A 26,121-nucleotide genomic window follows, 5' to 3' on the forward strand; every position below is an offset into this window, starting at 1 on the left:
GTCGCGGCCAAGGCCCCTCTCACAATGTGTAACTACCATCCCTGCCTACATCAACTCTCCACCACCGGAAAACTCAAGACTGTCGTAGTCCCGACGGGATCATGCGTCGTCACTACAAGCTCGCCTCCCAACTGCGTTGCCAAAGCCTTTGTGAGTTTGCGGCCCAGCCCTTTGCGTCGCGGCGTGGAGTCCGTGGTTTCGTCAGGCAGGCCGACCCCGTTGTCCGAGACGGTCAGCACAAACTGTTGGTTGGTACGGCAAAAATCTACTGTGATGCTACCTGCGCGCCCATCGGGAAACGCATGCTTCAAGGCATTGGTAATGAGTTCATTGGTGATGAGCCCCACAGCCCCGGCACGATCCAGAGGCAGTGTAAGGGCCTGTGCCTTTACAAGCATTTCAATGGGCCGGGTTTCGGCCATGCTGTAATTCAACCCGGCGACCAGGTCCTGGAGGTATTCATTCATGTCAACGGATACCTCACCATCGTGGTGAGCCAGGCGATCATGCATGGAGGCAACAACGTTTATCTGTCCGGCCGCCTGTCTGAGGGCCGAGGCGACGTCGGGGGCAGAGTGGACGGCTTGCAGATGCAGGGTGGCGATGGTGCGCTGCATGTCGTTTTTGACCCGATGCCCGAACTCTACGAGCAGCAACTGTCGTTCGCGCTCGCCTTTCTCGGCCAGGGCACGCGCCTTCTCCGCATCATCGTGGGCGATGGCCGTCTGGCGCTGCAATTGCTCGGTTTCGAGGTAGGCATTGCGCAATGCCGACCCCATTAGCGTAATAAGTGCACTGGTCATGATGAATAGCGTGAGGCTGAATGCGCCACTGGGTGCAGCAATACTCAAACTGCCGAGCGGGGGAAGGAAGAAATAAGCAGCAATGGCTGAACTCAGGGCTGTGGCAAACAGACCGAAACGCCGTCCGAAAAAAATCGCCGAGAACAGGATGGTCGGCAAGAAAAACAATATGGGCAAGGGTGGAATCGCGGTGAAGACTTTTGCTCTCAATAAATACGCGCTCCATACAATCAGCAGCGTCAGCCCCCATTTCAGGGGCTGGGGCAAATCAAGGCGTATCAGTGCGCGCACATCAAACCGGGTAACTGGCATCACGTGTTCCCAAATAACCAAACTCTACAAACCTGACTGATAAAACGTCCCTTCCCGGCGGCTTAACAACAAAGGCCGCCCCTTGGAGTCACTCTGTTTCAACCCGATTGCGCCCCAGACTCTTCGCCCGATACAGCAGCCGATCCGCCTCTCTCAAACTTGCAGCGTAGCTCTCTCCTTCGGACAACCGCGTAGCGACCACGCCGGCACTGATGGTAACAACCTTCAAGGCACTGCCCGAATGTTCAATGCCAGCGGCATGGATGGCTGACCTTATGAGTTCAGCCACACTCAATGCACCGGCCAGATCGGTATCCGGCAGCAAGACCACAAACTCTTCCCCGCCATATCGAGCGGCCAGGTCGGCAGGGCGACGGATATTGGCCTGTATAAGGCGCGCCACCTGTTGCAGGCATTGGTCGCCCATAACATGACCGTAGGTATCGTTGTATTGCTTGAACCAGTCGATATCGAGAAGAATCAGCCCGATACTTTGTCCGTTACGCCGCGATTGAGCTTCCTCTTTCTGTAATGCGGCATCGAAGCATCTTCTGTTAGCCACGTTTGTGAGGCTGTCTGTTTGCGCCAGTATTTCCAGTTCGCTGCGTGCGATATTGAGTTGTTTTTCAGCCTTCAGCAGTTTCTGAACCTGGCTGTAAAGCACAACCCCGAGCAACGTGAGTGCAAAAATGATGAAACCGGCAATGGCGAACGAGCGGTAGGCATATGTCCACCAGTTGGAGAATACGTATTCATAGGAAAACCCCGCAGCCGTCACCATTGGCAGCCCTTGCAGGCGGCGATAGGCATATATCCGTTCAATACCGTCCACTACAGAAGTGATAATGGCGGTACCTCTATCGCTTACAGGCAGGTATCTGCTGAAGATTTCCCCCTTGGAAATATTGGTCACCACCAAGGTCCCAACTGCCGGGCGACGTGCCAGCAGGTCCCCGTTATCAAGGGCTAGAAAAATGACGCCTTTATCATCAACTTCCATGCGCTCAAAAAAACGCTGGAAATAAGCAACAGGAATCGTGGCCAGGGCAACCCCCGCAAAGCCACCATCCGGACTTTGAATACGGCGACTGACCGGAATCACCATTTCTCCGGTAGTGCGGCTTGTGATGATCGAACCAATATGAATCGAATCATCAATGTTTTCGCGGTGATAAATAAAATAGTCGCGATCGCTGTTATTTTTTTTGCTGACGTTTGGCGAGAAGGAGTTGGCGATCCAGTTTCCCTCTTCGTCATAGATGAAAAGTCCCTGAATACTGTCCATCGTGGCAGTGTCCTGGGACATGATTTTGTGCAGGCGTAGTTGCTGGGGCCGGTCCATGCCCTCGCTCTCTACCCGCTCAACGATATCCCTCAACTTGTTGTCAGCCTGACGGACGGTGTCTTGAGCCTGTTGCTCGGCAGCACTGACAATATTTGAAACACCCATTTGGGCATTTGCCAGACGTTCATCGGCCGACTGTTGGATTTGCCAGGCTGTGGCCAGTATCAGGGAGACGCAGACCAGAACAATGAAACCTATAAGCCCTGCCGACAGGGCTTTAGGTGTGAGCCGGGCCGATACGAAGGGTATGGGCTTCATGGTTTCTCGTCATTTTCTTGGCAGATCCGTGCTTTGCTGCACATTTCATACCCAAGGGGATGACGAGTATTGTGCGAATTTACACCTTCACCCAGCGCTCCACTTTGATTTCCGGCAAGTCCTGGCGGCGCATGTATACACGCAGCGGTTCGGTGATATTCAGGCGGCTGTCGATGTTCTGGTCGAGCAGCAGTTGCAGGCGCTCGCGGCTGAGGCTCATCTGGGCGCCGGAGCCTGCACTCCAGACGAATTCACTGGTGGGGGTGATGCTGTCTTCGGTGACGTCCATGCCAAAAGAGTCTTCGCTGAAACGAACGATGAAATGTTTGTGCTTGTGGTGATAGCCCACAAAACCTTCAAGTTGCTCGGCGGCTTCGCAGATGTCGCTGGAAGTGGTGCTCATTGTGTTTTCCTCAAAGAGCCTGACGGAAGATGCCTTCAATCTGTTCCTGATTGGCCGGGCGCGGATTGGTCAGGCCGCAGGCGTCTTTCAAGGCATTGGCAGCCAGAGTCGGGATGTCTTCTTCCTTCACGCCCAGCGCCACGAGGCCTGACGGAATTTCCACCGACGCCGACAGTTTGCGGATCGCCGTAATAGCCGCACGGGCACCGTCCTCAGGGGACAGGCCGCGAATATCGGCGCCCATGGCGTGAGCCACGTCGGTCAGGCGCGCAGCACTGACGGCGGCGTTGAAACTTTGCACATGAGGCAGCAATACCGCGTTGCAGACGCCATGGGGCAAATCATAGAAACCGCCCAACTGGTGCGCCATGGCATGCACGTAACCCAGCGAAGCGTTGTTGAACGCCATACCCGCCAGGAACTGCGCATAGGCCATGTTTTCCCGGGCAACGATATCCGTACCGTCAAAAACCGCCTTATGCAGGTTGCCCGCAATCAGGTTCATGGCCTTGATGGCGCAAGCGTCGGTGATCGGGGTAGCAGCGGTCGACACGTAGGCTTCGATGGCGTGGGTCAGTGCGTCCATGCCCGTGGCGGCGGTCAGGGACTTAGGCATGCCGACCATCATCTTCGGGTCGTTCACCGACAGGATCGGCGTGACGTTGCGGTCGATGATCGCCATTTTCACGTGGCGCACTTCATCGGTAATGATGCAGAAGCGAGTCATCTCGCTGGCAGTACCGGCGGTGGTGTTGATCGCGATCAGCGGCAGTTGAGGCTTTTGCGAGCGGTCAACGCCTTCGTAATCGCTGATATGCCCGCCGTTACTGGCGCACAGGGCAATCCCTTTGGCACAGTCATGGGGTGAGCCGCCACCGAGGGAAATCACGAAATCGCATTGGCGCTCTTGCAGCAGCGCGAGGCCTTTTTCCACGTTGCTGATGGTCGGATTGGGCTTGGCACCGTCGTACACCACGGCATCGATCCCCTGCTCCACCAACAGGCCCGCGACCTGAGCCGCGACACCGGCCTTGGCAAGCCCGGCATCGGTGACGATCAGTGCCTTGAGGAATCCGTATTTGCGGATGGCTTGCATGGCTTCATCAATGCAACCGGAGCCAATAATGTTCACGGCGGGAATGAAAAAGGTGCTGCTCATGGCGAATCCTCATCTCTGGCTGGCTCAGGTGTCCGACAAGACGGCGGGTCTGGAACCTTGGGTTTGCCTGTAGCTTCTGCCTTAGCGCAGGCGCAGGCGTTGATCCAGCTCAATGAAGCGCAACTGCAGGCCACCGATGGTCGCAACTGTACGGTTGAATCTGTGCATAGCTGTAGACGTACGATTGATTGGACCTGTGGCTATATGCCCATTCTGTATACAAAAAACATTAAAAATGGATTGGGATCATGTCTTCTCGCGAAAACACCGGTATGGCTCTGGGCCTGCTGGGCGTCATCATTTTCAGCCTGACACTGCCGATGACCCGCATCGTGGTGCAGGAACTTCACCCACTGCTCAACGGCATCGGTCGTGCGCTGCTGGCCGCGATTCCGGCGGCGGCGCTGCTGTACTGGCGGCGGGAAAAGTGGCCGACGCGGCAACAACTCAAAGGGCTGGCGCTGGTGATCTTTGGCGTGATCATTGGTTTTCCGGTGCTGTCGGCCTGGGCCATGCAGACCTTGCCCGCCTCTCACGGCGCACTGGTCAACGGCATACAGCCGCTGTTTGTCGCGATCTATGCAGCGTGGCTGTCCCACGAGCGTCCATCCAAGGCCTTCTGGGGCTGCGCGGCACTGGGCAGCGCATTGGTGCTCGCTTATTCGCTGATGAGTGGTGCCGGTGGCATTCAGGTAGGTGATCTGTGGATGCTGGCTGCCGTCGCCGTAGGCGGGCTGGGTTACGCGGAAGGTGGCCGACTGGCCAAGGAAATGGGCGGCTGGCAAGTAATCTGCTGGGCCTTGGTGCTGTCGAGCCCTGTGCTGATCGGCCCTTTAATTTATTTCGCCGCACAACACCAGGGGCCTGTGTCCAGCGGGACCTTGTGGGCCTTTGCCTATGTGGCGTTTTTTTCGCAGTTCCTGGGCTTCTTTGCGTGGTATTCAGGGCTGGCGATGGGGGGGATTTCGCGGGTCAGCCAGGTTCAACTGTTGCAGATCTTCTTCACCATGGCCTTGTCGGCCATGTTCTTTGGCGAACATATCGAACCGATGACCTGGGTTTTCGCCGCTGCCGTCATTGCCACGGTGATGCTGGGGCGCAAGACATCGGTCATTGCGCCGCCAAAACCGGCCACATCCCTCAGCTGAGAAAGCCGTCTGCCTGGAGCAAGGTTTCCAGGCAGTGTTCGGTAATGCCGTAGAACGTCTTGAGTTCCTGAATACGCGCCAGCAACTGCGCCGGGTCGACCGGCTCGGCGCGTTTGACCGCCAGGATCATCTTGTTCTTGTTGGTGTGCTCCAGGGAAATGAACTCGAACACCTTGGTTTCGTAGCCACAAGCTTCAAGCAGCAAGGCACGCAGGCTGTCGGTGACCATTTCAGCCTGCTGGCCCATGTGCAAACCGTATTGCAGCATCGGGCGCAGCAAGGTCGGGCTCTGGATCTGCAAGCGGATCTGTTTGTGGCAGCACGGCGAGCACATGATGATCGACGCACCGGAACGAATGCCCATATGAATGGCGTAGTCGGTGGCGATATCGCAGGCGTGCAGGGCAATCATCACGTCCAGATCGCTGGGCGCCACGCTACGGACGTCGCCATGCTTGAACACCAGACCAGAATGCTCAAGCCGTTCAGCTGCGGCGTTGCACAGGTTCACCATGTCTTCGCGCAGTTCAACGCCGGTAACCTGCCCTTGTGCCTGCAAGGTGTTGCACAGGTAATCGTGGATCGCGAACGTCAGGTAGCCCTTGCCGGAGCCGAAGTCAGCCACCTTGACCGGCTGATCGAGCTGGAGCGGCGATGAGGTCAGGGCATGGGAAAACACTTCGATGAACTTGTTGATCTGCTTCCATTTGCGCGACATGGCCGGGATCAGCTCATGCTGCTTGTTGGTCACGCCCAGATCGGCGAGAAATGGACGGCTGAGTTCCAGATAGCGTTTCTTCTCACGATCATGCCCGGCCGATGGCACCTCGCGCTCTTGCTGTGCCTTGCTCTTGAACAGCGTGCTCTTGCCCTTCTTGCCGAACTCCAGTTGCACCTCATCAGTCAGCGACAGCAAATGTGCATTTTTAAACGACTCGGGCAGCAAGCCCGCAATGACATCCACCGCCTCTCGCAAGGGGAAGTTCTTGGTGATATCGCGGGTCTTGTAGCGATACACGAACGACAGGCATGGCTGATCCTTGACCGTCAACGGCTTGATGATGACCCGCTGCAACTCAGCTTCGGAGCCCACGTATCTGGCCAGAACCAGTTTGATGAGAGAGTTCTGGGAAAGGCTGGTGTCCAGCAAACCCAGGAACTGCGCGCGATGGTCCGGCGTGGGTCTGGAGGAAGTGGCAGTGGCTGACATCGAAAAACGCCTCGGGCGGCTGGAGCTGAACAGGAAGGGAGCCATTTTAGGCGGGTTGAAGGTTCAGGGTTAATAAATATGTATGACTGATGCCGATCAGTTAAGGCACAAACAAAACGTGTGGGAGGCAGCTTGCTGGCAAAAAAGTCTGAAAACCGGCAGATATTCTGCGTCTGTACGTGAAGTCGCCAGCAAGCTGCCTCCCACGAAGTGATTTATGACCGTAACTGACAGGCCTTATCCCAGAACCACCAACCGGTTGCTCAAATCGCCGCGCTCATGGGTCACCGGAACATGATCGGCCAGTAATTCCCCGCAGGCATGGATGCAGCCCAGAAAGCCCTGCACCGCCTGCCCGTCCCGGATCTGCTGGGTAAAGACATCAACCATCGCCTTCCAGATATCGCTGTGCAAGCGAGTGGCAATGCCGTGATCCACCAGGATTTCGACGTAGCGCTCTGCCTCGCAGACGAACACCAGAATCCCGGTGCCGCCCACCGCGTTATGCAGGTTCTGTTCGAGAAACAGCCGACGGGCCAGGTTCCCGGCCCGCCAGCGCCGAACCGCGGTCGGGACCAGATGACTGGTGACCGCCGGAATACGGCACAGCAGGGCCACGATGATGAAGGTACTCATCTGCGCCAGCAGCAATTCATTGGCGCTCAGCACATCCATGAAGAAATTGATGACGCCCGGCAGCAACAGGCCGATCAGCCCGGCCCAGACCAGAGGCATATAGGCGTAGTCATCGGCTCTGGCTGCCAGGACCGTGACCAGTTCGGCATCGGTGCGCAGTTCAAGACGACCAATCGCTTCTGCGACCTGCTGCTGTTCATCTTTATTGAGTAAAGCCATTTCCAGTGTCCTGTTACCAGTTGCCCGAAGCCCCGCCGCCGCCAAATCGGCCCTTGCCGCTTGCCGCCCCTTCGCGTGAAGCGGCACAGACCAGTACAGCCCTTCTCAAGCAGACAAACACAATCAGCAACACACCGACAATCAGCCCTCCGGCAATCTGCCAAGCCACATCGCTGCTGGCCTGGACGTCGTAGACGCTGAATTCGGTCGAGGGCTCGGGTTCGTCCGGTACATGACCGCCCAGCGCCATGACCATGGCCCGCGCGCCACGTTCGATGCCCGTGGCAAAGCGGCTGCGGTTGAATTCCGGGGCAATCAGCATGTTGATGATGAGCGACGCCTGAGCCTCGGTAAGACGATCGTCCAGGGCGGAACCCACCTCGATCAGGACTCTGCGCTTGTCGCGGTCGACAATCAGCAGAGCACTGTTGTCCCGGCCCTGGCTGCCCAATCCCCATGCACTGCCCAGTCGCGAACCGTAATCCTCGATGGTCGTGCCTTGCAAGTCGACCACGGTAACCAGTACGACCCGCTCCCCGGTCACTTGCTCATGGGCCTGTAGCATTTTCGCCAGACGCACCGTTGCCTGGCTGTCGAGCATTTGCGCCGAGTCGACTACATTGCCCGTCATTGGCGGGAACACCAGAGCGAGCTGTTCGGCCTGCACCTTCAGAGCGCTCCCCCACAACATCGCTATATAAAACATATGCTGTAACACAAACTTCAACACCCGACCTCCGGTGATTTTTTGTTCTATTGGATGGACACGCCTTAGCCAAAATAGAAGTTCCCCGGCATAATCCCTCGCCAACGCCCGAGTCGGTCGAATCTGACTGGATTCGATATGCCTCGGGCAACGAAACGAACAGCGTCTACCCTTCGCGTTGTTTGCACAATAAATGCCAAAGGTCTAAAACCCAAAATCTGGCTACCCGGTATTAAACGCGAGTTACCGGCAAAAGCCTTGAGAAATCATTCATGAATAAGCTGTGTTTATTAGGTCTGCTGGTCGGTTTGGCCAGTCAATCGGTAATGGCCGACGCCACTTCCACTACCGCTCCCTCCGCCAAAGCCACACTGCAAGCCAAGAATGCCTTCATCTCCAACCTGATGAAACAAATGACCCTTGATGAAAAGATCGGTCAGTTGCGCCTTATCAGCATCAGCGGTGAGATGCCTCAGCCGAAAATTCTCAAGGAAATTGCCGCAGGAAGGATCGGCGGAACATTCAACTCCATTACACGCTCGGAAAACCGCCCATTGCAAGAAGCGGCTGTAGCCCATAGCCGTCTGAAGATTCCGATGTTCTTCGCCTATGACGTGATTCATGGCCATCGCACGATTTTCCCGATCAGCCTGGGCATGGCTGCCAGCTGGGACATGGACGCCATCGCGCTGACCGGCCGGATTTCTGCGAAGGAAGCCAGCGCCGACGGCCTGGACATGACCTTTGCCCCCATGGTCGACATCTCCCGTGACCCACGCTGGGGCCGCAGCTCCGAAGGCTTCGGTGAGGACACCTATCTGGTGTCGCGCATCTCCGAAGTGATGGTCAAGTCCTTCCAGGGCAAGAGCGTCGCCGCGAACGACAGCATCATGGCAGCCGTCAAACACTTCGCCCTGTATGGCGCGGTCGAAGGCGGGCGTGACTACAACACCGTGGACATGAGCATGACGCGCATGCACCAGGATTACCTGCCGCCTTACCGCGCAGCTATCGATGCCGGTGCCGGCGGTGTCATGGTCGCACTCAACTCGATCAACGGTGTTCCGTCCACTTCCAACATGTGGCTGATGCAAGACCTGCTGCGCAAGGATTGGGGCTTCAAGGGCGTGACCGTCAGTGACCACGGCGCCATCAAGGAGCTGATCGAACACGGCGTTGCCAAGGACTATCGCGAAGCCGCCAAGCTGGCGATCAAGGCTGGCATCGACCTGAGCATGAACGACGTGGCCTACGGCGAGCAATTGCCCGGTCTGGTGAAGGACGGTGAGGTTTCCATGAAGGAAATCGACAACGCCGTACGTGAAGTGCTGGGCGCCAAGTACGACATGGGCCTGTTCGCAGCGCCTTATGGTCGTATCGGCGTTGCCGCCGATGATCCGGCCGACACTTACTCCGATGATCGCCTGCACCGCGCAGAAGCTCGCGATGTCGCCCGCAAGACTCTGGTGCTGCTGAAGAACCAGAACGAAACCCTGCCACTGAGGAAGCAAGGAACCATCGCCGTGATCGGCGGTCTGGCGAAAAGTCAGCTCGACATGCTGGGCAGCTGGTCCGCAGCCGGCCGGCCGAACCAGTCGGTGACCGTGTATGAAGGCCTGACCAGAGCTGTCGGCGACAAGGCCAAGCTGGTCTATGCCCGTGGCGCGAACGTCAGTGACAACGAGCACATCCTCAACTACCTGAACTTCATCGAACACGAAGTGGAAGTCGATCCACGTCCTGCTCAGGAAATGATCGACGAAGCCGTGAAGGTAGCCGAGCAGTCCGACGTGATCGTGGCCGTTGTAGGTGAGTCCCGTGGCATGTCCCATGAATCGGCAAGCCGCAGCAGCCTGAACATTCCGGGCAAGCAGCGTGATCTGATCAAGGCCCTGAAAGCCACCGGCAAGCCGCTGGTTCTGGTGTTGATGAATGGCCGCCCGCTGGTACTGGTCGACGAACTGGAACAGGCCGATGCCATGCTCGAAACCTGGTTCCCGGGCACCGAAGGCGGTAACGCCGTGGCTGACGTGCTGTTTGGCGACTACAACCCGTCGGGCAAACTGGCCATGTCCTTCCCGCGCTCGATCGGCCAACTGCCGGTCTACTATGCGCACCTGAACACCGGCCGTCCTTACACGCCGGGCAAGCCAGGCAACTACACCTCGCACTACTTCGAGGAACCCAACGGCCCGTTGTTTCCGTTCGGTTATGGCCTGAGCTACACCCAGTTCGATGTCTCCGACGTCAAGCTGTCGGACACCAAGATGGCCCGCAAAGGCAAGCTGACCGCCAGTGTCACCGTCAAGAACACCGGCAAGGTTGCCGGCACCACCATCGTGCAGTTGTACTTGCGTGATGTAGCGGCTTCGATCAGCCGTCCGGTGAAAGAACTGAAGAACTTCGAGAAAGTCACGCTTGAGCCGGGTGAGGAGAAAGTCGTGAACTTCACCCTCAGCGAGAACGACCTGAAGTTCTATGACTCGAAGCTGAAATACGCGGCCGAGCCAGGTGAGTTCAAGGTCATGATCGGCCTCGACTCCGAAGCAGTGAAACAAGCAAGCTTCGATCTGTTGTAAATGCCGATAACGGCGTATTCGTAAGTGCCTGCGCTTGCGAATACGCCCGTTTTGAAACCTCAGGCAGCACACGCAGTATGATCATCAAGCGCAACGTGCGTATTTCCCTGTATATCCTCTTGATCCTGGCGGGCGCCGCCCTGTCGGCCAGTCTGGCCATGCGTCAGGCGCAGCGACATGCCCTGGCACAGGAAGCAACACGTGCCAGCGGGCAAATGGCTCTGTACGCCAACACCCTTCACACCTTGATCGAACGCTATCGCGCCCTCCCCTCGGTGCTGGCGCTCGACGCCGAAATTCGCGCAGCGGTGAGCGGCCCCATCAGCGAAAGCGCCCAGCTCTCACTCAATCGCAAGCTGGAAAAAATCAACGAAACCGCACACTCCTCGTCCCTGGAACTACTTGATCGAAACGGGTTGGCCGTAGGCGCCAGCAACTGGCGACAGCCCAACAGCTATGTCGGGCACAACTACGGGTTTCGCCCTTACTTTCAACAGACCCGGACCCAGGGTATCGGACGCTTCTATGCGGTCGGTGTCACGACAGGCATTCCCGGTTACTTCCTGTCCAATGCCGTGCTGGATGAGGCAGGAGAGTTCGGCGGCGCCATGGTGGTGAAGCTGGAGTTTCCCAATATCGAACAGGAATGGAGCCAGGGCGACGATCTGCTCCTGGTCAGCGATAACAAAGGCATCGTGTTTATCTCCAGCAAAAGCGAATGGCGCTATCGCGAACTGGAACCCATTTCCCTCGAAAACCGTGCAGAACTGCTGCGTACCCGCCAGTACGATAAAAAGCCACTGTCGCCACTGCGCAGCCGCATCCTCGATCAGGTCGGGCAGCAAAGCCATTTGAGCCGGGTCGACGGCCCCGACGGCACGGTTGATTACCTTTGGCAGTCCATGCCGCTTCCCGATGAAAACTGGACCTTGCACCTGCTGCGCAAACCCCAGATGGTCAATGACGACATACGCAATGCCGCACTGGCCGGCGCGGGTATCTGGCTGACGCTGGTCTTTCTGGGGTTGTTCCTGTACCAGCGCTGGCGACTGTCGAAATTGCGCGAGCGCAGCCGTGACGAACTGGAACGTCAGGTGCAGGAGCGTACCCGTGATTTGCGTACCGCCCAGGAAGGTCTGGTGCAATCGACCAAGCTGGCGGCACTGGGGCAAATGTCCGCGGCACTGGCCCACGAGATCAACCAGCCGCTGACGGCCCAGCGCATGCAACTGGCGACCGTTCGCCTGCTTCTGGATCAGGGCCGTATCGAGGATGCCTGCAAATCCCTTACGCCGCTGGACCAGCAACTGACCCGCATGAGCGCGCTGACCGGGCACCTGAAAACCTTCGCCCGCAAGAGCCCAAGCGGCTTGCGTGAACGTCTGGACCTGGCGACCGTAGTCGATCAGGCCTTGCTGTTGCTGGACCCGCGCATCCGCGAGGAGCGGGTCAGTTGTGTTCTGCATCTGTCACGCCCGGCCTGGGTACGTGGCGATGCAATCCGTCTGGAACAGGTGCTGATCAACCTGCTGCGCAATGCCCTGGATGCCATACGCAATCAACCCCTCAAACGCCTGGAAGTGCGGATAGATGCCCAAGCCGGACACTGGCGTCTGAGTGTCATCGACAGTGGCGGTGGCATTGCGCAGGAACATCTGGGCAATATCTTCGATCCGTTCTTCACCACCAAACCGGTGGGCGACGGGCTTGGCCTCGGGCTGGCGGTATCCTATGCGATCATCCATGAACTCAATGGTCGCCTGACGGCAGAAAACCGGGATAACGGCGCGGTGTTCTGGTTCAGCCTGCCCAATGACTTTATAGAGACTGAAAACGCATGCTGAACTCGGTCATCGTCGTTGACGACGAAGCCCCCATTCGCCAGGCCATTGAGCCATGGCTGACGCTGTCCGGTTTCCAGGTTCAGGTCTACAGCCGCGCCGAGGAATGTCTGGAGCACTTGCCCGAACACTTTCCTGGCGTGATCCTCACCGACGTGCGCATGCCGGGCATGGGCGGCCTTGAGTTGCTGGCCCGCCTGCAAGCGCTGGACAAGGACTTGCCGGTTATCCTGCTGACCGGCCACGGCGATGTGCCCATGGCGGTCGAGGCCATGCGTGAAGGCGCTTACGACTTTCTGGAAAAACCCTTCAGCCCGCAGACCCTGCTCACCAACCTGAGCAGAGCCATGGAAAAACGCCAGCTGGTTCTGGAGAACCGCCGCCTGACCGAACAGGCCGACGCCCGTTCCCAGCTGGATACCACGCTGCTGGGTGTATCGCCCAGCCTGCAAGTCTTGCGACGCAATGTGCTGGAACTGTCGCAACTGCCGGTCAACGTGATCATCCGTGGCGAAACCGGCAGCGGCAAGGAACTGGTCGCTCGCTGCCTGCATGACTTCGGCCCTCGCGCCAGCAAACCCTTTGTCGCCCTCAACTGCGCCGCCATCCCCGAACATTTGTTCGAAGCCGAACTGTTCGGCCATGAAAGCGGAGCCTTTACCGGCGCTCAGGGCAAGCGTATCGGCAGGCTGGAGTACGCCGACGGCGGCACGCTGTTTCTCGACGAGATCGAAAGCATGCCGATGGCTCAGCAGGTCAAACTGTTGCGCGTGCTGCAGGACAAGCGCCTGGAGCGGCTGGGCTCCAACCGCAGTATTGAAGTTGACCTGCGCATCATCGCCGCGACCAAGCCGGATCTGCTGGAAGAAGCACGGGCTGGACGCTTCCGCGAAGACCTGGCTTATCGCCTGAACGTTGCACAGTTGCATCTGCCGCCCCTGCGTGAGCGACGCGAAGATATCGTGCAGCTCTTCAACCACTTTGCCCGCACCGCCGCTGCCCGCATGGGCCGCGAAGCGCCGGCACTCAGCGCCTTGCAACTGAGCCAGTTGCTCAGCCATGACTGGCCGGGCAATGTCCGCGAACTGGCCAACGCGGCCGAGCGTCAGGCATTGGGGCTGGATATCGCCGAATCACCGCAGCAGGGACAATCCCTGGCGGCGCAGCAGGAAGCATTCGAGGCCCAGTGCCTGCGTGCGTCTCTGGCCCGTCATAAAGGCGATATCAAATCCGTGCTCAATGAGCTGCAACTGCCGCGTCGAACGCTCAACGAAAAAATGCAGCGTCACGGGCTGGTGCGAGAAATGTTTCTGGTATGAAACTATTCATGGAATCGACCGATCAACCTTATCCCCCTTTAGAATCCGGACAGTGACCACGCAAGGAGAAAGCATTACATGATCGTCGGTATAGATTTGGGCACGACCAATAGTCTGGTCGCCGTCTGGCGCGATGGTAAAACCCGACTGGTTGCCAACGCACTGGGCGAGATGCTGACGCCCAGCGTGGTAGGACTGGACGACGATGATCAGATCCTGGTGGGCAAAGCTGCACGCGAACGCCTGCAAACCCATCCGGCCAGAACCGCTGCGCTGTTCAAGCGCCATATGGGCAGCGCGCAAAAGGTCAGCCTGGGATCGAACAGCTATCGGCCCGAAGAGCTCTCGGCACTGGTCTTGAAAAGCCTCAAGGCCGATGTGGAACGTGAGTTCGGTGAACCCGTGACCGAAGCGGTGATCAGCGTGCCGGCCTACTTCAGCGATGCCCAGCGCAAGGCCACTCGCGTGGCTGGCGAACTGGCAGGCCTTAAAGTCGACAAACTGATCAATGAACCCACCGCCGCGGCGCTGGCCTACGGGCTGCACCAGAAGGAAGGCGAGACTTCTTTTCTGGTGTTCGACCTCGGCGGCGGCACCTTCGATATCTCGATCCTCGAACTGTTCGATGGCGTGATGGAAGTCCGCGCCAGCGCCGGGGATAACTTTCTTGGCGGTGAAGACTTCGACCTCTTGCTGGTCGATCACTTCATTGGCCTGCATCGCGATGAAACCGATTTCCCGCCCAGAACGAACATCGGCCCGTCATTGCGCCGCGAAGCCGAGCGCGTACGTAAAACGCTGGGCCAGGACAACAGCGCCGAATTCGTGCTGCGCCATGCCGATCGCGAATGGCGCAAGACGATTACCCAGGAACAACTGGGCGAGCTGTATGCGCCATTGCTCTCGCGCTTGCGCGCACCCATCGAGCGTGCCCTGCGCGATGCGAAAATCCGCGTAGCCGATCTCGACGAAATCCTGCTGGTCGGCGGCACCACGCGCATGCCGCTGATCCGCAAGCTCGCGGCGGGTCTGTTCGGGCGCTTTCCGTCCATTACCCTCAACCCCGATGAAGTGGTCGCGCAGGGTGCAGCCATCCAGGCGGCGCTCAAGCAAAGAGACGCGGCACTGGAAGAGATTGTCCTGACTGACGTGTGCCCTTACACCTTGGGTATCGAAACCTCCAACCGGTTCGGCACCTCCATCGAAAGCGGCCATTACCTGCCGATCATCGAGCGCAACAGCGTGGTCCCGGTCAGCCGGGTCAGAACCGTGCAGACCCTGAGCGACAATCAGAAGCATGTTCTGGTGAAGATTTATCAAGGCGAAAGCCGCTTGGTGAAAGACAACATTGCCCTGGGTGAACTGGATATTCCGATTCCGCCCGCCAAGGCCGGGGAAGTCGAGCTGAATGTGCGTTTCACCTACGACAACAACGGTCTGCTGGAAGCCGACGTACAGATCCCGATGACCGGCCAGAGCCACAAGCTGGTGATCGAGAACAACCCTGGCGTCATGACCCCGGAGGAAATCCAGGAGCGTCTTCAGGTACTTTCAGCGCTCAAGGTTCATCCTCGCGAGCAGCAGGTCAATACACACCTGAGCGCCCGTCTGGAAAGGCTGTATCAGGAATATCTGGGCGAAGCCCGGGAAATGATCGGCTACTGGGCCAGTCAGTTTCAGCGAGTGCTGGAAACCCAGGATGAGCGCCAGATCAGCGAAATGCGCAAGAGCCTCGAACAAGAGATCGATCGTTTCGAGCGGGGCGAGAGGTAACAGGGATGAATTGCTGGAGCGTCCTTGAGCTGGACAGAAACGCCGACGAGCGCAGCATCAAACGCCAGTACGCAAAGCTGCTGAAAGTGAACCGGCCCGATGAGGACCCGGACGCCTTTCAGCGATTGCGCGACGCTTATGAGCAGGCGCTGGATCTGGCACGTAATCGCCTTGAAGCGGACGAGGATGAGGACGAATACGGGTACGAAGAAAGCGATACGAGCCCTGAACCGCTCATGCATCTGCAACTCGTCGAGACAGTACAGGTTTCAGAGCCAACGGTTGTCAGCACGCCTCCGCCTGTGGAACAGAGCTGGTACGAGCTGGCACACAAGACCACAGCGCAGAACCTGCACTCGCAACATCAGTTGGCCAAGGACCTCGGGGCGGATGCGCAGTTTCAGCAGCATCTCGTGCAGCACTGCCTGATCGACACCGCCGACAATCTGGAGCTGCTCAAGGCCGCTGTAGCGCAACTGCAATGGCTGACGCCTTGGCAAAAGGTGACGCTGAGTGCCCATCAGGAAAAACGCCTGATCCAGGCCCTGCTCGATGACGTGCTGCCACGCCTGCAAACGCTGCTGGAAAAACAGCAGGAGCGCCAGTTCCTGGACGAGCTGAAAGGCTTGGAGCAGCAACCCTGGCTGGAAAAGCTGGAGCATCGTGAGCACCTTCAGCGCTGGACCATGACCCTGCTGATCAATACGAGGGACTGGACGCCGGCCCTGTTCGAGCGTATCTGCCAGCTCTTTGACTGGGATCAGAAACATTACGCCCCGACCGATCCGCCTTCGCTCTGGCAGCGTCTTGTGGAGCGTTGCGAACGATATGGTTTTGCCAAACGCCTGCAAGAGTTGCTGAACGAGAACAGTCATCATGGCGATGCCGCGAAGCTGCTGCTTGAGCCGCCTGCGCTGGATACTCAGTTGCGCATGGCCAGAAACAGCGACCCGGCAGTCTGGCAAGGTTGCGAGCAACTGTCTCAGGACCTGATCTATCGTTACCCCGAGACGCTGGAGCAATACCCGAACGCCGATCTTTCGAGTTGGCGAACGCTGTATGACCAGGTGCATTTCAACACGTACCTGAGAGCCTATCTGTTCGGGTTCGTATTCATTCTGATGGCAGGCATTGTTCCTACGTCCAGAGCCGGAAAGTTTGATCTGCTCTACATGATTTTCACGGCACTCAGCTTGCCGGTGGTGATTCTTCTGGTGGTCCACGTCTTCATGTCGTTCTGGAGGCCGGTTTCCGCCTCCTTTGCATCTGTGGATGAATATCTGAGCAAGCGGTTACTGCCTGGCTGGCTGAGTTGGCCGGGACATCAGGCATTGCTGCTGCGTCATGGTATCCCGGTGATCGTCGCAGGTATCGCCTTCGCCAATAACGGGCCGGTTGCGCTGGCCACATACGCAATCACTCTGGCGGCCTGGATAGCCCTTTCGCCCTACCGGATATTCAGGCTCCAGAGCTATTGCGCAGCGAAAACCGGGGGATGGAAGCGCATCAAGAGCTACTGCTCGGAAAATATCGGCAAGGGCGTCATGATCATCCTGGGCCTGATGTTCGCCTTTGTACTGGCCGTGCTGATTTTCGGTCCCGGTCACCCTCGCTAACCCCATATCTTGCTGCCTTCGGCAATTTTCCGCTTACCCAGAAAGACCGGATAGGCGGATTTCCGCTCATTTTAATCCCCTTCCCCCTCTGGAACGGGCCTCTCAGGCCTGGCACAACTCCTGCTATAGCTCAGGTCAGGCTGCGTGCAGCTGCCTTCTAAAAATAATGACTTAAGGAACACCATGGATATCTCCAACTCCCTCTCGAAAGAGTCGGCAGGCACCCCCGCCGCTGAAAAATCCACCTCCAGCCGGCTCAAGTCGATCTTCAGCGGCTCGGTCGGCAACATGGTCGAGTGGTATGACTGGTACGTCTATGCCGCTTTCTCGTTGTACTTCGCCAAAGTCTTCTTCCCCAAGGGCGACAGCACCGCTCAACTGCTCAACACCGCTGCAATCTTCGCCGTAGGCTTTCTGATGCGCCCGATCGGTGGCTGGCTGATGGGCCTGTACGCCGACTACAAAGGACGCAAGGCAGCCCTGATGGCGTCGGTACTGCTGATGTGCTTCGGCTCGCTGATCATTGCCCTGACACCGGGTTATGAAACCATCGGCGTCGGTGCTCCGATCCTGCTGGTCTTCGCCCGTCTGCTGCAGGGCCTGTCGGTGGGTGGCGAATATGGCACCTCGGCAACCTACCTCAGTGAAATGGCTACCAAGGAACGTCGCGGCTTTTTCTCCAGCTTCCAGTACGTCACCCTGATTTCCGGCCAGCTCATAGCACTGGCTGTCCTGATCGTGCTGCAACAGGTCCTGACCACCGAAGAACTGCACAGCTGGGGCTGGCGTATCCCGTTCGCCATCGGCGCGCTGTGTGCCGTGGTTGCGCTGTTCCTGCGTCGCGGCATGGAAGAAACAGAATCCTTTACCCGCAAGCAGAAAGACGACAAGCCTAAAGAAAGCCTGATGCGCACCCTGATGCGTCATCCCAAGGAACTGATGACCGTGGTCGGCCTGACCATGGGCGGCACCCTGGCCTTCTACACCTACACCACCTACATGCAGAAGTATCTGGTGAACACCGTAGGCATGAGCATCAGCGACTCGACCACCATCTCGGCCGCGACGCTGTTCCTGTTCATGCTGCTGCAACCGGTCGTGGGTGGGCTGTCCGACAAGATCGGTCGTCGTCCGATCCTGATCGCCTTCGGCGTACTGGGTACCCTGTGCACCGTGCCGATCCTGACCACCCTGCACACCATCCAGACCTGGTGGGGCGCGTTCTTCCTGATCATGGCCGCACTGATCATCGTCAGCGGCTACACCTCGATCAACGCCGTGGTCAAAGCCGAACTGTTCCCGACCGAAATCCGCGCGCTGGGCGTAGGCCTGCCTTACGCACTGACCGTCTCGATCTTCGGTGGCACGGCTGAATACATTGCACTGTGGTTCAAGAGCATCGGCATGGAAACCGGATACTACTGGTATGTCACGGCCTGTATCGCATGCTCGCTGCTGGTGTATGTATTCATGAAGGACACCCGCAAGCATTCGCGTATCGAAACCGACTGATCTCGTGTTTGAGTGATGATAAAGGGCAGCCAGCGTCATGGGCTGCCCTTTTTCATGGACGACAGAACATGACAAGTTGTTTCAGGCTGGTGCGCTTTTCAACAGCCTTTCGCATGTAAGCCCTTAAATTTATTTATGTTTAAATTTGTCAAGAGGCTTTATTGCAAGATTTTTCAGAAAATGCACCATCAATAGCCATTTCTACCTGAAAGGCCCGAAAATCGGGCGATACGACTTACTATCATTTTCAGCGATGGTAGGTAGCAATCCTATTAACTTCTTAATAATGCCCAGCCGCGTAGCATTGCCTCCATACCGGGATGACAACTCACCCGACCCAAATTGGAGACACCATCATGAAAACCAACAAACTGATTTTCGGCCTCGCTTTCTCTGTTCTGGCTTCGACTGCTTTTGCACTCCCAGCCATCAACACCAATGATTCGTTGAACGCTCCAGTCGTTGCAGAAGGTGGTTCGAACAACACCAACATCGGCCCGAATCGTCAGACTTCCGATGGTGCTGACCGCGTCGGTGCAAATCGTCTGGCTGCTGACGGTGCTGACCGTGTTGGCGCAAACCGCCTGACTTCCGATGGTGCCGACCGCGTTGGTGCAAACCGCCTGGCTGCTGACGGTGCTGACCGTGTTGGCGCAAACCGTCTGACTTCCGATGGCGCTGACCGCGTTGGTGCAAATCGTCTGGCTGCTGACGGTGCTGATCGTGTCGGTGCAAACCGCCGGGTCTGATACCTCCCGAATGACACCCAAGCCCGGCCAGTGCCGGGCTTTGTTGTTCCTGGGCTCAGGTCTACTATGATCGACTCTCCGAAACCGTGGTTACCAGGAATCAAGCCATGTCAGACGATATTCACTCCTACGAGCCAGCCAAAGGTCATGGCCTGCCGCACGACCCCTTCAACGCTATCGTAGGCCCGCGCCCTATTGGCTGGATTTCCTCCCAGGACGCCGAGGGCAGACTGAATCTTGCGCCCTACAGTTTCTTCAACGCCTTCAACTACATTCCCCCGATCATTGGTTTTTGCAGTGTCGGGCGTAAAGACAGTCTCAACAATATCGAGCAGACGGGCGAATTCGTCTGGAACCTGTCCACACGCTCACTGGCCGAGGCCATGAACCAGAGCTGCGCAGCCGTGCCAGCGGATGTGAATGAATTTGAACTGGCCGGCCTGACACCACTGGCCTCGAAGATCGTCGCCGTGCCTCGGGTACTGGAAACGCCAGTATCGTTTGAATGCAAGGTCACCCAGATCGTGCAATTGCAGCGCGCCGACAAGGAGCTGGTGCCAAGCTGGCTGATTCTGGGGGAAGTGGTGGCGGTGCATATCGCCAAGTGGCTGCTCAAGAATGGCGTCTATGACACCGCAGCAGCCGAGCCTATCCTGCGTGGTGGCGGCCCGGCTGACTACTTTCAGTTAGGGCCTGAAGCACTCTTCAAGATGTACCGGCCTACTGTCTGATTACTCGTTTGCCCATACCAGTTCAGCCTCGACATCCACGCCGATCAGCCGCTCAAGCTCCTGAGCCGCGGCCAGATCGGCGTCATGGGCGGTCTTGAACTTTTCTCCCGCCAGAACGGGATGGAAGCGTGGCGCACCACCCGCCTCCAAAGCCTTTACCGCAATCGCCGCGCTGTAACCGCCTTCACCGGGAATGACTGCCGAAACCGCCTCGTACTCATTGAATTCCTTGCGTGCCATGGATAGCGAACCTGTCTGCTGGATAAATCGAAGGGACGCATTCTAATCGGTCTTCGCGAATAAATTCGCTCCTACCGCCTGATCCATAATTCTTGTCCTACAATCACTTCATGTCCTTTTCTGTAGTGGGAATGAGGAATGCACCATGAAAGTGAAAACAAGAAAATGCATGGCTGTATTGGGTGTACTCGCAGTGGTTGGTATATACGCGGCGGGCGCCTATCGCATTGAAATGATTCGCCAGGCACCCAAGGTCGCAATCTGCAGCTTTGGCCATTGCGTACCAACCACTGCAACATTAAGTGCTTTGCGATGACCGACAACCAATAGCACGCGCCCCTTAAACAAAGTCAGCTATCGATTAGCAGGCTATCGGATTAGACTGGCCAACTTCCCCCGCCAGGTTTCGGGTTTTACCTTGACCAGTCTTGCGCACACTACACCGACAATTCGCAGCATTTTATTCGCACTGATGATGGCCGTGTTTCTCAGTGCGCTGGATCAGACGATCGTGGCCGTTTCGATGCCCGCGATCTCTGCTCAATTCAAGGATATCGACCTGCTGGCCTGGGTCATCGCGGCGTATATGGTGGCGCTGACCGTTGCCGTGCCCATCTACGGCAAGCTGGGCGACTTGTATGGGCGGCGCAGGCTGATGCTGTTCGGGCTTGGGCTGTTTACCCTGGCGTCACTGTTTTGCGGGTTTGCGCAAAGCATGGAACAACTGGTGCTGGCCCGAGTGCTTCAAGGGATCGGGGCTGGCGGCATGGTATCGGTCAGCCAGGCAATCATCGCCGACATAGTCCCGCCCCGCGAACGGGGTCGCTATCAGGGCTATTTCAGCAGCATGTACGCCATTGCCAGTGTCGCCGGCCCTGTATTGGGCGGGCTGATGACCGAATACCTGTCCTGGCGCTGGGTATTCCTGATCAATCTTCCTCTGGGCATCGTGGCCTGGGTCGTGGCTTACCGTACCTTGAATGGCCTGCCCGTACCGCAACGCAAACCGGTCATCGATTACCTGGGAACGGTGTTGATGATCATCGGCCTGACCAGTCTGTTGCTGGGCATCACCGAAATCGGTCAGGGCCACGGCCTGAGTCACCCAAGGATTCTGCTACTGCTGGGAATTGCACTGTTCACCCTGGCGCTTTTTGCATGGTACGAGCGCAGAGCGCTGGAACCTCTGCTGCCCATGCACCTGTTTGCCAATCGCAGCGCAGTGCTTTGCTGGAGTGCGGTGTTCTTTACCAGCTTTCAGGCTATCTCGCTGATCGTCCTGATGCCGATGCGTTACCAGACGGTCACCGGCGGTGGCGCCGACAGCGCAGCCCTGCATCTGCTGCCACTGGCGATGGGCATTCCCATCGGCGCCTATTGCGCAGGCAGAAGAACCGCAGTGACCGGCCGTTATCAACCTCTGATCCTGTGCGGCGCGTTACTCATGCCCATCGCCATTCTGGGGATGGCGTTCACTCCCGCGCACTCGATCCTGCTCACCAGCCTGTTCATGGTCCTGACCGGAATTGCCAGCGGCATGCAGTTCCCCACTTCACTGGTCGGTACGCAAAGCGCGGTCGCGATCAAGGATATTGGCGTGGCGACCAGTACCTCCAATCTGTTCCGCTCGCTGGGCGGCGCCGTGGGTGTAGCGATGATGTCCGCTCTGCTGCTGGCCATGCTGCAAGACACGGGGATCGGCCAGCTTCAACCCGGATCCATAAGTGGCGAAGGCAATGCCGGCAATGCGTTGATCGATAGCCTGAACACCGCCAGCGGTCCGGCCCTCGAAGCCTTGCGTGCAGAACTGGCGCTGACCTTCCGTCATTTATTGATGATCAGTGCGGCTGTCTCGCTACTGGGTCTGGCGACGGCACTGGTCATGCCCAACCAATTGCTGCGCGGTGCGGAACAGAAGTAGGCTTCAGTCTTCCTGCTGCGCCCAGAACCATTGGCTGCGTCCAGCCTTGATATGCGCAAATACAGGCATGATTTCGCCCTGATTGAAAAAGCGCCGGGAACGCACCTTGGCATTGCTGAACCAGTAACCGGATCTGGGGCATGGCTCACCGCAATTGACCGGCGGGACGGGCTTTTCGTCGAAACGGGCATACCACTGCGCAGTGGTTTCCTTGGTAAACCCCACACCCGGAACCAGATAAGGGTGAAGGCAGCCGGTATCCTGCAAGCGAATCGGCCTGATGATCTTGTTAAGCACCCTGTAGACATCTGGCGCCTTCCCCTGGCTGCCCAGTTGCGGGACGACTCCTGAACGAATCATCAGGCCATTGCTGTAGGCGTGAAACACAATGTCGCTGCAACCGCTCAACTTGCCGCGCAGAGCATCGCTACCGCCAAGCCGCCGCACGAACGACTCGCCCAATACCGTGTACCAGGCAACGCCCTTGATATGCTCAAGCAGCCGCAGGCTTTCTATATGCGGACCAGGATCGACCATCAGCCCGGCGTATTCCTGAGCAAACTGATACTCCAGCGGCAGATAATGATGCCCGTCCCCCGGTAACACACACGCCAGACCGCCAAACCCGTGTTCGGCCTGAACCTCGCTGCACAGGTATCTGATCCAGGTTTCATAACGCTTCAAGCCATCGGGTTCCGCCAGGTACGACCAGGGCAAAACCATTTTCAGACAGGAACGATCATTCTCTGCCTGTGATTGCGAGGTGTTCATTACAAACAGGCTGTAGGTCGCGACTTCCGCCTGGGTGGCGCTGGCAATCGACCACACGAACTGGGCATCGGGCGAGCTTTGCAGGACCTGACGCCGGCACGAAGCAAACCCCGAGGCCGTAAGACGTCGCATCCGGTTGTAAAGCTGCCATTTGAGCATCGGTTTGAAGGCGCCGTAGAAACGCAGGAAACAGGCCTCGACACGTCGTTTGACCTCTTGCGTATGGCCCTGCTTGAAATACAGCGTTGTGATCAGCCCCAGACGAACGACCGGGACACCTTCAGAGCAATCTACCGCCAGATGTTCAGATTGAGAGGCAAGCCGGGCCAATAACCTCACAGGATCAGATACAGTTTCTGACATCGTCTGTCCTCCCGATGATCCGTCGGATCTGGGAAGCGTCCATGCCAGACATGCAAGGGTCTGCCGTGATCAGGCCTGCCACCCTCTTTTCACAGCCAGACAGGGCTATTTCAATACTGGTGAAGTTGCTGCTGACTTCAGAGCATATGGGCGCAAGATTCAATGAAAACATGCAACCTCCCTCCCGTTTGTTTGTTAAGGGACGAAGATTGAAGGGAGTTTGATAGCGGAGCAATACGCGGAAATCAGTTTGGGAAATCAGCTACATACATCGAGAAATGTCCTACCTAATTCCTACAAAGCAGGTGTCATCCCAAAGCCCCGATGCTCGGCTGGCCAGGCAATACTGACGCCGAAAAGGTAAACGGTGAGTAAACAGCCCGCCAAAGCATGCCGTATTGAAGTTATGTACTGGTCTGCGCGTGCAGGTCAGCGCTATATTGGCCTACCTCACAGCAGGGTTCGCACTCAAGCCCGCAAGGCCGGACTGTACTGCAACATATCCATGCAACTATCGACGAGTTGCTCGGCTTCCCCGGACAGCGAAAAACTGTCAGGCACCAGCAGCCATTGGTAGATGATGCCGTTGATATAGGAAAACAGGCAGATCGAGGCGCGTTTGACGTCCAGAGAGGCCGGTAGCTGTCCCCGGCGCACGGCATTGCTCAATGCCCGGCCGATTCGTTCATGACACAGGATTGCGTTAGCTTGACGCTGACGTCGGAAATCACACATTTCATCCGTGAACTCGCATTTATGGAAAAGGATTTCATTGATGCGACGGGTCTGCGGATCAAGTGCAACTTCATGAAACAAATGAATCAGCAGTTTTCTCATCCAGCCAAGCGGATCTGCTTCAGTTTCACTTTCGCTGGCCTGGGCCATGTCTTCGAGCGGCTCACGGAGGCTGTCGAGCATTGCCTGCACCAGTTCGGCCTTGTTGGTGAAGTGCCAATAAATAGCACCACGTGTCACGCCGGCAAGCGTCGCAATGTCGGCAAGCGTCGTGCGGGCAATGCCGCGGTCATCAAACGCTTGCTCAGCGGCCTGCAGAATATGACTGCGAGTAACCTGGGCTTCCTCTTTGGTGCGGCGGACCATGGCAATAAACCTCAAAGACTTGCGAACCGTGTATCAAGACCTGAAACGTGATCGGGCGGCATTTGGCTGCCTTGTCCCGAGCTTGCAATCACCCCTTCCACACAGCAGATGAGCGGGTAAGAAGATGTTTACAAACAACCGTGAATGTAAGTATATTCATTAGCATGCTACTTATCTAGCCGAAATATTTTTTTACACTCTCCAACTCCCTTGCGTAAACAGGCTCCTGCCCCCGAGGATCTTCATGCAATTCAAGCCAGCTGTTACCGTTCTGGTCACTGCCGTCGCCCTGGCAACACTGCTCAGTGGCTGTAGTAAAAAGGAAGAGGCGGCACCGCCGGCTCAAATTCCTCAGGTCGGCGTAGTCACCCTCAAAGCCCAACCTTATGCACTGACCACCGAACTTCCGGGTCGAACCACAGCCTTCCGTGTTGCTGAAGTTCGTCCACAGGTCAACGGCATCATTCTCAAGCGCCTGTTCACCGAAGGCGGCGATGTAAAAGCTGGCCAGCAGCTGTATCAGATCGACCCGGCGCTTTACGAAGCAACCGCCACCAGCGCACAGGCGACCTTGCAGTCGGCCAAATCACTGGCGGATCGTTACAAGCAACTGGTCAATGAACAAGCAGTGAGCCGTCAGGAATACGACACGGCATTAGCCTCCAGCCAGGAAGCCCAGGCCGCCTTGCAGACCGCCCAGATCAACCTGCGCTACACCAAGGTTCTGGCACCGATCTCCGGTCGTATCGGCCGCTCCGCGGTCACCGAAGGTGCGCTGGTCAGCAGTGCCCAGACCGAAGCCATGGCTACCATCCAGCAACTCGACCCGATCTATGTCGATGTGGTGCAGTCCTCGGCCAACATGCTCAAGCTGCGTGCAGACCTGGAAAGCGGCAAATTGCAGAAGGCAGGCGACAACGCCGCCAAGGTCAAGCTGACTCTGGAAGACTCCAGCGTCTACCCGGTTGAAGGCAAGCTGGAGTTCTCGGAAGTTTCGGTCGACCAAGGCACAGGCTCTGTAACCCTGCGTGCAGTCTTCCCGAACCCCGATCATCGTCTGCTGCCAGGCATGTTCGTTCACGCCCAACTGCAAGCCGGTGTAAGCGCCCAGGCGATCCTCGCACCGCAACAAGGTGTGACCCGCGACCAGAAAGGCACACCGACTGCCCTGATCGTGAACAAGGACAACAAGGTTGAGCTTCGCACTCTGGTTGCCAACCGTACCGTGGGTAACGAGTGGCTGATCGAAGAAGGCCTGAACGCCGGTGATCGTGTCATCACCGAAGGCCTGCAATACGTAAGGCCAGGCGCGGAAGTGAAAGTCGCAGAAGCAACCAACGTCAAAGGAGCAAACCCGGCGCCTGCCCCGGCCACTGAAAAAGCCGCAGGCAGCAAAGGGGAGTAAC

General features: G+C 57.5%; 22 protein-coding genes. 12 read left to right on the top strand and 10 right to left on the bottom strand.

The genetic code is table 11. From position 1 onward, the window contains the following. Positions 1-50: 50 nt before the first annotated feature. From ACODS3_RS00005 to yiaY, 4 genes are all read right to left on the bottom strand, one after another. Complete coding sequence (locus ACODS3_RS00005) at positions 51-1,115, bottom strand: DUF4118 domain-containing protein (protein ID WP_489032724.1); 1,065 nt, start codon at positions 1,113-1,115, stop codon at positions 51-53. Positions 1,116-1,203: 88 nt separating this feature from the next. Next, positions 1,204-2,718 carry a diguanylate cyclase gene (locus ACODS3_RS00010; protein WP_201017428.1) on the bottom strand — a complete coding sequence of 505 codons (1,515 nt, stop codon included), beginning with the start codon at positions 2,716-2,718 and terminating at the stop codon, positions 1,204-1,206. Positions 2,719-2,797: 79 nt separating this feature from the next. Next, a complete protein-coding gene (locus ACODS3_RS00015; protein ID WP_304574899.1) occupies positions 2,798-3,121 on the bottom strand; it encodes a DUF2025 family protein in 324 nt (107 codons plus the stop codon). Between the two features lie 10 nt (positions 3,122-3,131). Next, positions 3,132-4,280 (bottom strand): L-threonine dehydrogenase, encoded by a 1,149-nt coding sequence (yiaY, locus tag ACODS3_RS00020; RefSeq protein WP_201017430.1) that lies wholly within the window; start codon positions 4,278-4,280, stop codon positions 3,132-3,134. 248 nt (positions 4,281-4,528) lie between these two features. On the opposite strand from yiaY, the gene ACODS3_RS00025 reads away from it, so the two are divergent. Next, complete coding sequence (locus ACODS3_RS00025) at positions 4,529-5,428, top strand: DMT family transporter (protein ID WP_489032727.1); 900 nt, start codon at positions 4,529-4,531, stop codon at positions 5,426-5,428. On the opposite strand, the gene ACODS3_RS00030 is transcribed toward ACODS3_RS00025, so the two are convergent. From ACODS3_RS00030 to ACODS3_RS00040, 3 genes are all read right to left on the bottom strand, one after another. After that, the gene (locus tag ACODS3_RS00030; RefSeq protein ID WP_489032729.1) at positions 5,421-6,638 is read right to left on the bottom strand and encodes a class I SAM-dependent methyltransferase; all 1,218 of its coding nucleotides are present in this window, start codon (positions 6,636-6,638) and stop codon (positions 5,421-5,423) included. The genes ACODS3_RS00025 and ACODS3_RS00030 overlap by 8 nt on opposite strands. 237 nt (positions 6,639-6,875) lie before the next feature. Beyond that, on the bottom strand, positions 6,876-7,493 hold the full coding sequence (locus ACODS3_RS00035) for a TPM domain-containing protein (RefSeq protein WP_489032731.1): 618 nt from the start codon (positions 7,491-7,493) through the stop codon (positions 6,876-6,878). Positions 7,494-7,506: 13 nt separating this feature from the next. Then, the gene (locus ACODS3_RS00040) at positions 7,507-8,199 is read right to left on the bottom strand and encodes a TPM domain-containing protein (protein ID WP_489033129.1); all 693 of its coding nucleotides are present in this window, start codon (positions 8,197-8,199) and stop codon (positions 7,507-7,509) included. A gap of 272 nt (positions 8,200-8,471) precedes the next feature. On the opposite strand from ACODS3_RS00040, the gene bglX reads away from it, so the two are divergent. The 8 genes from bglX (at position 8,472) to ACODS3_RS00080 (ending at position 20,319) form a co-directional block, all read left to right on the top strand. Then, positions 8,472-10,778 carry a beta-glucosidase BglX gene (bglX, locus tag ACODS3_RS00045; protein WP_489032733.1) on the top strand — a complete coding sequence of 769 codons (2,307 nt, stop codon included), beginning with the start codon at positions 8,472-8,474 and terminating at the stop codon, positions 10,776-10,778. Positions 10,779-10,855: 77 nt separating this feature from the next. Further along, a complete protein-coding gene (locus ACODS3_RS00050) occupies positions 10,856-12,622 on the top strand; it encodes a sensor histidine kinase (protein WP_201017435.1) in 1,767 nt (588 codons plus the stop codon). After that, on the top strand, positions 12,616-13,938 hold the full coding sequence (locus ACODS3_RS00055; RefSeq protein ID WP_200986473.1) for a sigma-54-dependent transcriptional regulator: 1,323 nt from the start codon (positions 12,616-12,618) through the stop codon (positions 13,936-13,938). The genes ACODS3_RS00050 and ACODS3_RS00055 overlap by 7 nt, the downstream gene beginning before the upstream one ends. Before the next feature lie 78 nt (positions 13,939-14,016). Further along, positions 14,017-15,711 carry a molecular chaperone HscC gene (locus ACODS3_RS00060; RefSeq protein WP_489032736.1) on the top strand — a complete coding sequence of 565 codons (1,695 nt, stop codon included), beginning with the start codon at positions 14,017-14,019 and terminating at the stop codon, positions 15,709-15,711. A gap of 5 nt (positions 15,712-15,716) precedes the next feature. Continuing rightward, positions 15,717-17,327 (top strand): molecular chaperone DnaJ, encoded by a 1,611-nt coding sequence (locus ACODS3_RS00065; RefSeq protein ID WP_489032738.1) that lies wholly within the window; start codon positions 15,717-15,719, stop codon positions 17,325-17,327. Between the two features lie 183 nt (positions 17,328-17,510). Further along, complete coding sequence (locus tag ACODS3_RS00070; protein ID WP_201000217.1) at positions 17,511-18,839, top strand: MFS transporter; 1,329 nt, start codon at positions 17,511-17,513, stop codon at positions 18,837-18,839. Between the two features lie 356 nt (positions 18,840-19,195). Then, positions 19,196-19,588 (top strand): hypothetical protein, encoded by a 393-nt coding sequence (locus tag ACODS3_RS00075; RefSeq protein ID WP_304574892.1) that lies wholly within the window; start codon positions 19,196-19,198, stop codon positions 19,586-19,588. A 107-nt stretch (positions 19,589-19,695) separates the two neighbouring features. Continuing rightward, the gene (locus tag ACODS3_RS00080) at positions 19,696-20,319 is read left to right on the top strand and encodes a flavin reductase family protein (RefSeq protein ID WP_489032740.1); all 624 of its coding nucleotides are present in this window, start codon (positions 19,696-19,698) and stop codon (positions 20,317-20,319) included. On the opposite strand, the gene ACODS3_RS00085 is transcribed toward ACODS3_RS00080, so the two are convergent. Next, positions 20,320-20,559: a hypothetical protein gene (locus tag ACODS3_RS00085; RefSeq protein WP_201000220.1), complete on the bottom strand. Its 240-nt coding sequence runs from the start codon at positions 20,557-20,559 to the stop codon at positions 20,320-20,322. It abuts the gene before it with no gap. A gap of 145 nt (positions 20,560-20,704) precedes the next feature. Between ACODS3_RS00085 and ACODS3_RS00090 the strand changes: the two genes are divergently transcribed. Together ACODS3_RS00090 and ACODS3_RS00095 are read left to right on the top strand one after the other, a co-directional pair. After that, entirely contained in the window at positions 20,705-20,875 is a 171-nt protein-coding gene (locus ACODS3_RS00090) for a hypothetical protein (protein ID WP_201017439.1), read from the top strand. 102 nt (positions 20,876-20,977) lie between these two features. Next, positions 20,978-22,480, top strand: coding sequence for an MDR family MFS transporter (locus tag ACODS3_RS00095; RefSeq protein WP_489032743.1), 1,503 nt, complete (start codon positions 20,978-20,980; stop codon positions 22,478-22,480). Between the two features lie 3 nt (positions 22,481-22,483). On the opposite strand, the gene ACODS3_RS00100 is transcribed toward ACODS3_RS00095, so the two are convergent. Together ACODS3_RS00100 and ACODS3_RS00105 are read right to left on the bottom strand one after the other, a co-directional pair. Then, a complete protein-coding gene (locus ACODS3_RS00100) occupies positions 22,484-23,614 on the bottom strand; it encodes a DUF3396 domain-containing protein (RefSeq protein WP_201017441.1) in 1,131 nt (376 codons plus the stop codon). Positions 23,615-24,082: 468 nt separating this feature from the next. Further along, the gene (locus ACODS3_RS00105; protein WP_201000224.1) at positions 24,083-24,715 is read right to left on the bottom strand and encodes a TetR family transcriptional regulator; all 633 of its coding nucleotides are present in this window, start codon (positions 24,713-24,715) and stop codon (positions 24,083-24,085) included. 244 nt (positions 24,716-24,959) lie between these two features. Here ACODS3_RS00105 and ACODS3_RS00110 point away from each other — a divergent pair, with 244 nt between their 5' ends. Then, positions 24,960-26,120 carry an efflux RND transporter periplasmic adaptor subunit gene (locus ACODS3_RS00110; protein ID WP_489032745.1) on the top strand — a complete coding sequence of 387 codons (1,161 nt, stop codon included), beginning with the start codon at positions 24,960-24,962 and terminating at the stop codon, positions 26,118-26,120. The last annotated feature ends 1 nt before the right edge of the window (position 26,121 follow it).

The sequence above is a fragment of the Pseudomonas sp. FG43 genome (assembly GCF_057809175.1).